Origin of the sequence: Streptomyces sp. NPDC059564, assembly GCF_042735575.1 — a bacterium.
Taxonomy (GTDB): domain Bacteria; phylum Actinomycetota; class Actinomycetes; order Streptomycetales; family Streptomycetaceae; genus Streptomyces.
In genome coordinates this window covers 1-7,444 of the sequence record NZ_JBHWBP010000371.1, presented here as the reverse complement: position 1 = coordinate 7,444, position 7,444 = coordinate 1, and the positions used below count along the sequence as shown (strand labels likewise).

5 protein-coding genes and 2 pseudogenes are annotated in these 7,444 nt (G+C 74.2%); 3 read left to right on the top strand and 4 right to left on the bottom strand.

The features are described from left to right. A pseudogene (locus tag ACFV0Q_RS35470) lies at positions 1 to 1,090 on the top strand (glycoside hydrolase); the annotation flags it as partial. A gap of 9 nt (positions 1,091 to 1,099) precedes the next feature. Here ACFV0Q_RS35470 and ACFV0Q_RS35465 read toward each other — a convergent pair. Next, positions 1,100 to 1,798 carry a hypothetical protein gene (locus tag ACFV0Q_RS35465; RefSeq protein WP_385011224.1) on the bottom strand — a complete coding sequence of 233 codons (699 nt, stop codon included), beginning with the start codon at positions 1,796 to 1,798 and terminating at the stop codon, positions 1,100 to 1,102. A 392-nt stretch (positions 1,799 to 2,190) separates the two neighbouring features. On the opposite strand from ACFV0Q_RS35465, the gene ACFV0Q_RS35460 reads away from it, so the two are divergent. Next, complete coding sequence (locus ACFV0Q_RS35460; RefSeq protein WP_385011222.1) at positions 2,191 to 4,920, top strand: DNRLRE domain-containing protein; 2,730 nt, start codon at positions 2,191 to 2,193, stop codon at positions 4,918 to 4,920. A gap of 42 nt (positions 4,921 to 4,962) precedes the next feature. Here ACFV0Q_RS35460 and ACFV0Q_RS35455 read toward each other — a convergent pair whose 3' ends face one another. Continuing rightward, positions 4,963 to 5,484 (bottom strand): hypothetical protein, encoded by a 522-nt coding sequence (locus tag ACFV0Q_RS35455; RefSeq protein WP_385011220.1) that lies wholly within the window; start codon positions 5,482 to 5,484, stop codon positions 4,963 to 4,965. A gap of 84 nt (positions 5,485 to 5,568) precedes the next feature. Here ACFV0Q_RS35455 and ACFV0Q_RS35450 point away from each other — a divergent pair, with 84 nt between their 5' ends. Further along, a complete protein-coding gene (locus ACFV0Q_RS35450) occupies positions 5,569 to 5,880 on the top strand; it encodes a hypothetical protein (RefSeq protein ID WP_385011218.1) in 312 nt (103 codons plus the stop codon). Positions 5,881 to 6,014: 134 nt separating this feature from the next. Here ACFV0Q_RS35450 and ACFV0Q_RS35445 read toward each other — a convergent pair. Beyond that, positions 6,015 to 6,404: pseudogene (locus ACFV0Q_RS35445) on the bottom strand (SDR family oxidoreductase); the annotation flags it as partial. A gap of 55 nt (positions 6,405 to 6,459) precedes the next feature. After that, positions 6,460 to 7,293 carry a MerR family transcriptional regulator gene (locus ACFV0Q_RS35440; RefSeq protein ID WP_385011217.1) on the bottom strand — a complete coding sequence of 278 codons (834 nt, stop codon included), beginning with the start codon at positions 7,291 to 7,293 and terminating at the stop codon, positions 6,460 to 6,462. Positions 7,294 to 7,444 lie beyond the last annotated feature (151 nt).

Here is a 7,444-nt window from a genome sequence, read left to right as displayed (position 1 = left end):
GGTGTGCTCCCCGCGCTCCAGCTGCCGCACCCCCGTCCGCACCCTCTCCCACACCCTCGTCGTCTCCAACAAGCTGGTCTACTCCGCCCACTTCTACGGGTACACCGGCCCCCACCACAGCGGCGCGACGGGCCTCGGTGAGACCCACGACGCCCGCTACCAGGACATGACCCCCGCCCAGCTCCAGCAGACCCTCTACGACCAGGCCTTCTTCGTCTCCGCCGAAACGGGCACCCACTTCACCGCCCCCGTCTGGATCAGCGAGTTCGGCATCGGCGCCGACGAGACGGCAGCCGCCCCGCGCGCCTGGTTCCAGAACTTCACCGGCGACCTCGCCGCCTCCGACGCCGACTTCGCCTACTGGCCGCTCGTCGGCTGGAGCACCACCGCGCAGGGCGCCCCCGGCGGCGACAGCTGGGCCATGCTCCGCTACGACGCCACGGGCCGACGCACCGGCGTCCTCGACCCCGCCGACTGGCGCACCGCCCCGTGGACGGCCCTCGCCACCGCCCCCGGCCGCACCGGACCCGTCCCCGCCACCCCCGCCTGGTACCAGCTGAGCACCGACCACCGCGACCACAACGCCTCGCTGCGCACCCGCGCCGCCGGGGACTGGGACGTCGGCGCCCGCAAGGCGGTCTGCCCCGACGGCGCCCGCCTGGCCGGCCTCAGCCACACCGGCGGTCGCGGCCTGTGCTCCACCTCCGACCTGCGGGCCCCGGCCGGGGGCCAGACGGTGGTCCGCGACGAGACGTACGTCCCGCCGGGCGGCGACTGGGCCGGCGGCTACACCAAGTTCCAGTGCCCCTCAGGGCAGTTCCTCATCGGGTACGCCCTGCGCGGCGAGCGGGTCTCGGCGGCCCTGTGCGCCCCGGCCCGCACCGCGCTGCCCGCGGGCGGCGGCCGCACGGTCTGGTTCGACCGGGGCGACAACCGCCCGTCGGGCGCCGGGGGCGGTGACTTCGCCTCCGGCCACTACAAGGGCCAGTGCCTGCCGACCGAGTACGCGGCGGGCATCGCCTTCACCACCCGCGCCGCCTCCCGCCCGTCCCCGGCGGCTCTCCTGTGCCGCGCCCTGCCGGCGGGCTGAGCCGTCCCGTCAGGTTCCGGTCTTGCACTTGAGCGTGACGAACGTCGAGTCCGACACCTTGCCGACGGTCAGTTGGGCGGCGGCCACGGGCGCGGGCTGTGTGGGAGCCGAGCGGGTGTTGGACTTCGAGGTGAAGCTCCCGGCCGAGGTATCCGGCGCGGTGAACTTCACCAGGGGCGAACTCGCCTTGCTGTTGCCCTGCCAGAACACCTCGACCTCTCCGGTGCCCGTACCGGTGAGCTTGCCCGTGAAGGTGACGCTCTGCGGTACCGAGCAGTCGACTTCCGGATTGGTCGCCGGAGCCGCTACGTCCACATCCGTGATGCGCACGGTGGTCGTGGTCGTGGTCCCCCGGGCGGGCTTGGTGCAGCCGACCGACCTGTTCTGGTTGCCCTGGCCCTGGCCTCCCTTGGGCTTGGCGGTGTAGTTGCCCTTCTTGACGTCCTCGGTCTTGGCGTTGCCCTGCTGGTCGGTGGTGACGGTGAACTGCTCCGGACCCGTGATGCCGACGTTCTGGTTGGCCCTGAAGCCGGTCAGCGTGAGGTCGAATTCCTGGGGATTGGTGTTCGGTGCCGCCACCAGCGCGCAGGCGGCCTGGGGGGCCGCAGCGGGCGCGGCCGGGGCAGCCGCGTGGGCCATCGTGGACGGCATGGCGACGGCGGTGACCAGGAGCGGGGCGAGCAATGCGTAACGAGCGTGCCGATTCATGCGTTCCCTCCTTGCCGGGAAAGCATCGGGGGTGATGTGCGGACATCGCGGTGGCGCGCCATCGACGCCGAAATGCGCCGGGCCTCGCCGGATCCGGTCCGCATACGGCGACCCCGGGGCCTGGACGTCCTTTTTCACCCTAGCCCCGTGAGCGGGCCTCAGCATGCCGAGCGCCCGCCGGCCGCCCGCCCCCGGACCGGGCCGTCACCACACGGCGCGGACCCCTTCGGCATCCGATGGGTCAAGTGTGATGACCGGACCGCCGATTCGCCCTAGGGTGCGCCCGTACGCATGACCGTGCCCCTTTCCACGGGGTCGCGGCCGTACGTCCGTGCTCCGCGCGGCCCGCGCGCCGCACGCGCAGTACCCACGCACACCGAACTGGGGGGTTCATGCGTAGATCCAGAGGGATGGCGGCCGCTCTCGCCCTGTCCGTGGCCGGCTCCGGGGCGATCGTCGGCCTCGGACTCGTCCCGCGGGCGGCGGCCATCACCCCGCCCGTCGCGTTCACCGCCGACGCGCTGCCCACCTGGCAGCCCAACGGGGTCGTCTGGGCCCTCGCCGAAGCGGGCGGCACCGTCTTCGCCGGCGGCACCTTCTCCGCCGTACGCCCGCCCGCGGGCGGCTCGGGCAGCGAGCGGCCGGCGGTGAACTTCGCGGCCCTCGACGCCGCGACCGGCGCCCCCACCTCCTGCACCCTGTCCTTCACCATCGGCAGCGGCACCGCCACCGTCCGTGCGCTCACCCTCTCGCCGGACAAGAAGACCCTCTACGCGGGCGGCTACTTCGGCGCGGTCAACGGCACCCCGGTCTCCAGCATCGCCGCCATCGACGTGGCGACCTGCACGGTGAAGCCGTCCTTCCGCCCGGCCTTCGCCGCCACCGTACGGGCCATCGCCGTCACCGGCGACACCGTCTACGCGGGCGGGGACTTCCTCACCGTCGCCGGCCAGCCCCGCCAGCGCTTCGCCGCCGTCGACGCGTCCGACGGCGCGCTGCGCCCCTTCAGGGCCGACGCCGACGAGCCCGGCCGCGCCGTGGAGGTCACCCCGGACGGCGAGAACGTGCTGCTCGGCGGGGACTTCTTCACCGTCAACGGGACGAACACGCACGCGCTGGCCGTCGTCGACTCCGCGAGCGGCGCCCTCACCAAGACCTATCCGGGCTTCATCGAGACCAACTCCGTCGTCAAGGACATCGCCACCGACGGCACCGGCTTCTACACCGGCAACGAGGGCACCGGCGGCGGCGTCTTCGACGGCCGCATCGCCCTGAACCTGTCCGACTTCAACCAGCGCTGGCGCGACACCTGCCTGGGCGCCACCCAGGCCGTCCTGCCGTACCAGAACGTCCTCTACAGCGCCTCCCACGCGCACGACTGCTCCAGCGTCGGCGAGTACCCCGACGGCCAGCGCCACCACCTCCTCGCCCAGCCGACCACCAGCGTGGGCAAGCTGGGCTGGGCCCCCGACACCAACGACGGCATCGGCGAGGGCATCGGCCCGCGGGTGATGACGGTCGGCGCCAAGGCGGGCGCGGCGTACCTGTGGGTCGGCGGTGAGTTCACCGCCGTCAACGGGGCGGCGCAGCAGAGCCTGACCCGCTTCTCCTCCACCAACGACACGGGCGCGCCCACGGCCCCCGTGGCGAGCGCGGCCGCCTTCCGGCCCGGCGAGGTCCAGGTGCGCTGGCGCACCAGCCTCGACCTGGACGACAGCGCGCTCACCTACCGGATCTACCGCAACGGCGCGGCCACGCCGATCGGGACGGTCACCGCGGACTCGCTGTTCTTCAAGCGCCCGCAGGCCTCCTGGACCGACACCACCGCCCAGGCCGGCCAGTCGTACACCTACCGGGTGACGGCGACGGACGCGGCGGGCAACGTCAGCGCCCCGTCGGGCACGGTCGGCGTGAGCGTCCCGGTCTCGGCGGACGCGTACCCGAGCCAGGTCCGCGCGGACGGCGCTCAACTGTACTGGCGCTACGACGAGTCGGCCCTGCCGTACGTCGCGGACTCCTCGGACGGCAACCAGGCGGGCGTGCACCAGAACGCCCCGGCGCTGCGTCAGTCGCCCGGAGCGGTCGGCGGCGCGAGCACGGCGATCGGCTTCAACGGCACGAACAGCCACGTCTACGGCGACCGGCGGCAGACGGTGGGCGGCACCTACAGCATCGAGACCTGGTTCAAGACGGGCACCACCCAGGGCGGCAAGCTCGTCGGCTTCGGCAACCAGCAGATCAACGGCAGCAGCCAGTACGACAAGCACATCTACATGACCAACGACGGCCGGCTGGTCTACGGCGTCTACACGGGCGCCACCCGCACCATCACCACCGCCGCCGCCTACAACGACGACCAGTGGCACCACGTCGTCGCCACCCAGGGCCCCGGCGGGATGACCCTGTACGTGGACGGCGCCCAGAAGGGCACCCTCAACGTCACCACGCACGAGAACTTCTCCGGCTACTGGAGGGTCGGCTTCGACGGCCTCGGCGGCTGGCCGGACCGTCCCGCGAGCGAGCACTGGGCGGGCCTGCTCGACGAGACCGCCGTCTACCCGGGCGTCCTGAGCGCGGCGCAGGTGCACAACCACTACGCCCTCGCCTCCGCCCCGGCCGACTCGGTCGTCCAGGTCACCGCCGCAGAGGACACGTACGCCAACGCGGGCGCCCCCGACGCCAACTTCGGCGGCTCCGGCTCCCTGGCGGTGCGCGGGACCCTCCCGTACGCGAGCTACCTGCGCTTCGACCTGCCCGCCGCGCCCGCCGGGACGGTGCTCAAGTCGGCCGCGCTGAGCGTGAAGACCAGCACCATGGGCGGCTCCGGGACCACGGACACCGTCTCGGCCGTCCCGGTCACTGGCGCGTGGACCGAGAACGGGACCACGTACAACAACCGCCCGGGCCTGGGTTCCCCGGCGCTCGGCAGCTTCCCGGGAATCCCGGACGGCTCGGCGGTCCACACCGCCGCGCTGGACACGGCACCCCTGGCGGGCGCCCTCGGCGGCTCCTACGGCCTGGCACTGACCAGCACCGGGACGGATGCGCTGTGGCTGTGGTCCTCGGAGGCGGCGGCGAACGAGGGAACACCACGGCTGACGCTGACGTTCGGCGCGCCGTAGGCCCGCCGGGCGGGGTGCTCCGGGCGGCGGCGGGGTGGGTGGTCAGCGGGGTGGTTCCACCTCCAGGAACCGGCGGCCGCGGGGGCCTCGGTACAGCAGGCACTCCCAGCCGTGCCGTTCCAGCTCCGCCGCGCAGGCCGTGAGCCGCTCCTGTTCCTCCCGCGCGGCTCCGCCGCCCGGCGGCCCCTGCCAGGTCACCTCGACGCGGCCGGTCCCGGGCCCGGTCACCTCGACCCGGTCCGGGCCGGGCCGGGGCACCTCGCCCCCCGTGCCGGGCGCGGCGGCCGTCACGCGGTAGCCCGTCCGGCAGCGTTGTCCCCGCGCGTCCAGCGCCGACGGCGGGAACCCCGCCGCCTCCAGTACGAGGGCCACCGCGCGCGGCATCAGCCGCAGCTCCCACGGGGCCGGGGCCCCGCCGCCGCCCAGCAGGTGCCGGATCTGGCGCAGCCCCTCGTACGCGGTGCGCACCTCGGCCGCCCGCGTGCCGCCGTCGCCCTCCGGCTCCGGGCCGTCGCCGGTCGCGGGCTCGAAGGCCCGCTCCTGCGGATCCGGCACCCGCACCACCCACCCTCACCTGAGTACCGCATGTGCAACGGCCTGAGTATGTACGCCGATTCCCCGCCGCGCGCCCGCTGCTGGAATGACGGCATGACCTCAGTGACCGCCCCCGATGCCGTGCCCGGCGCCCGCCCCCGCCTCCGGAACGTGAGCGCCGCCGGCTCCGCGCTCGCCGTGGCCCTGGTGCCGCTCGTGGTGGGCGTGCTGGTCGCCAAGGGGCTGGCCGCCGACCCGCACGCCCCGGTCAACGCCCTGATCACCGGCGGCGGCCAGCGCGCCGGGCTGCCGCGCGCGGAGTGGCGCCGCCGCGGCCACGCCACGACGCGCCGGCTGCGGACGGTCCGCCGGGACGCGGTCCGCCGCTGCGCCCACGTCCGCGACCGGCGCCGCGCGGCGGCCTGAGGCCCCGGAGACGTGCCTCCGGCGCGGTCGGTCAGGCCACCGGGCGGATCCGGCCGCCGGTCACCTCGTCGAGGGCGGCCGCCAGCCGGTCGCGGGCCTCGGTCTGGGCCGCGATCCGCGCGTCGAGGACTGAACAGCGGCAGCGCGGCCTGCGCCAGCAGGACGGGAGCGACGAGGTTGGTCGCGAGCTGCGTGGTGATCATCTCCGGCGTCAGCGTGCCGAGGGCGCCGCCGCGCACGATGCCGGCGTTGTTGACCAGCACGTCCAGCCGGCCGTGCGCCTGCGACACGGCCCGGACGATCCGTTCGGGCGCGCCCGCGTCGGTGATGTCGACGGGCGGCGGCGTGATCCGGTCGTGCCCGGCCGCCGTCTCCCGGAGCGGTTCGGCGCGCCGTCCGATCGCCACGACGTGGGCGCCCTCGGCGGCGAAGGCACGGGCCGTGGCCCGGCCCATGCCGGTGCCGGCTCCCGTGACGGCGACGATCCTGCCGGTGTGGTTCGCGGTGCTGTTCATGCCGGTCATCGTGCGACCCTGCCGTTGGCGGCAAGGTCAAATCCTCCCGGGCCCGGGCCCGGGGTCAGGGCAGCAGTGGCTCCTGGAGTTCGGTGACCCACTGGTCCCGGTCCTCGGGGCAGGCCAGGGTGAGTTCGCGGGCGTACCCCGCCGAGCGGTGGCCGTTGGCGTCGATCCACCGGGCCAGCGCCTGCGCCGTCGGCAGGACCCCGTCCATCGCGCCCCGGTGCACCACGGTCGCCGCCCGCTCGACCCCGGGCAGTTCGACGATCCGCACCCCGCCCCCGAGGTCCTCGGCGCGGACGGCGCCGGCGACGGGGAGCCCGGCGTGCACCAGGACGGATCCCGGCTCGCCGCCGGGGGCCGGCTCGTAGTGGGCGAGGCCCGGACCGGTCGGGACCGCACCGGCTCGCTCGATGCGGGTGCACAGCTCCTCGTACAAAAGACCGATGACCGGCCCGATGTCCTGCGGGGCGTAGCCGGCGGCCACCCCGGTCAGTTCCGCCAGCCGGACGGGCGGCAGGCTCTTCACGACGATCTCTTCGGCGGGCATGGTTCCCTCGCTCTCGATGGTCCGGAGCCTCGTCTCGACCTGCGTGAGGCGCGCGGCGGCCTCGGCCGCGGCGGATTCCAGTTCCGCGCGGCGCAGCCGCAGCATGCCGCGCAGTTCCTCCGCGCTCACCTTCTCGTCGAGGATCGACCCCACCTGGTCCAGGCTGAAGCCGAGCTCCTTGAGCGCGATGACGCGGTTGAGGCGGGCGAGCTGCCCCGCCTCGTAGAACCGGTAGCCGGTCACGGGGTCCACACGGGCCGGGCGTAGCAGTCCCAGGGCGTCGTAGTGACGCAGCATGCGGACCGACACCCTGCCGTGTTTGGCGAAGTCTCCGATGGTGAACATGACGCCTTCCAGTGGACGGCCTGACACGGTGTGAGGGTCAAGTCTGCCGGGGAGGCGCCCTGCTCAGCGGCTCAGTGGCCGTACTGGCGCACGCACAGGTCGACCACCGACGGCGGGACCGCCCCCTCGGCCGCCGCGCACAGCTCCTCCC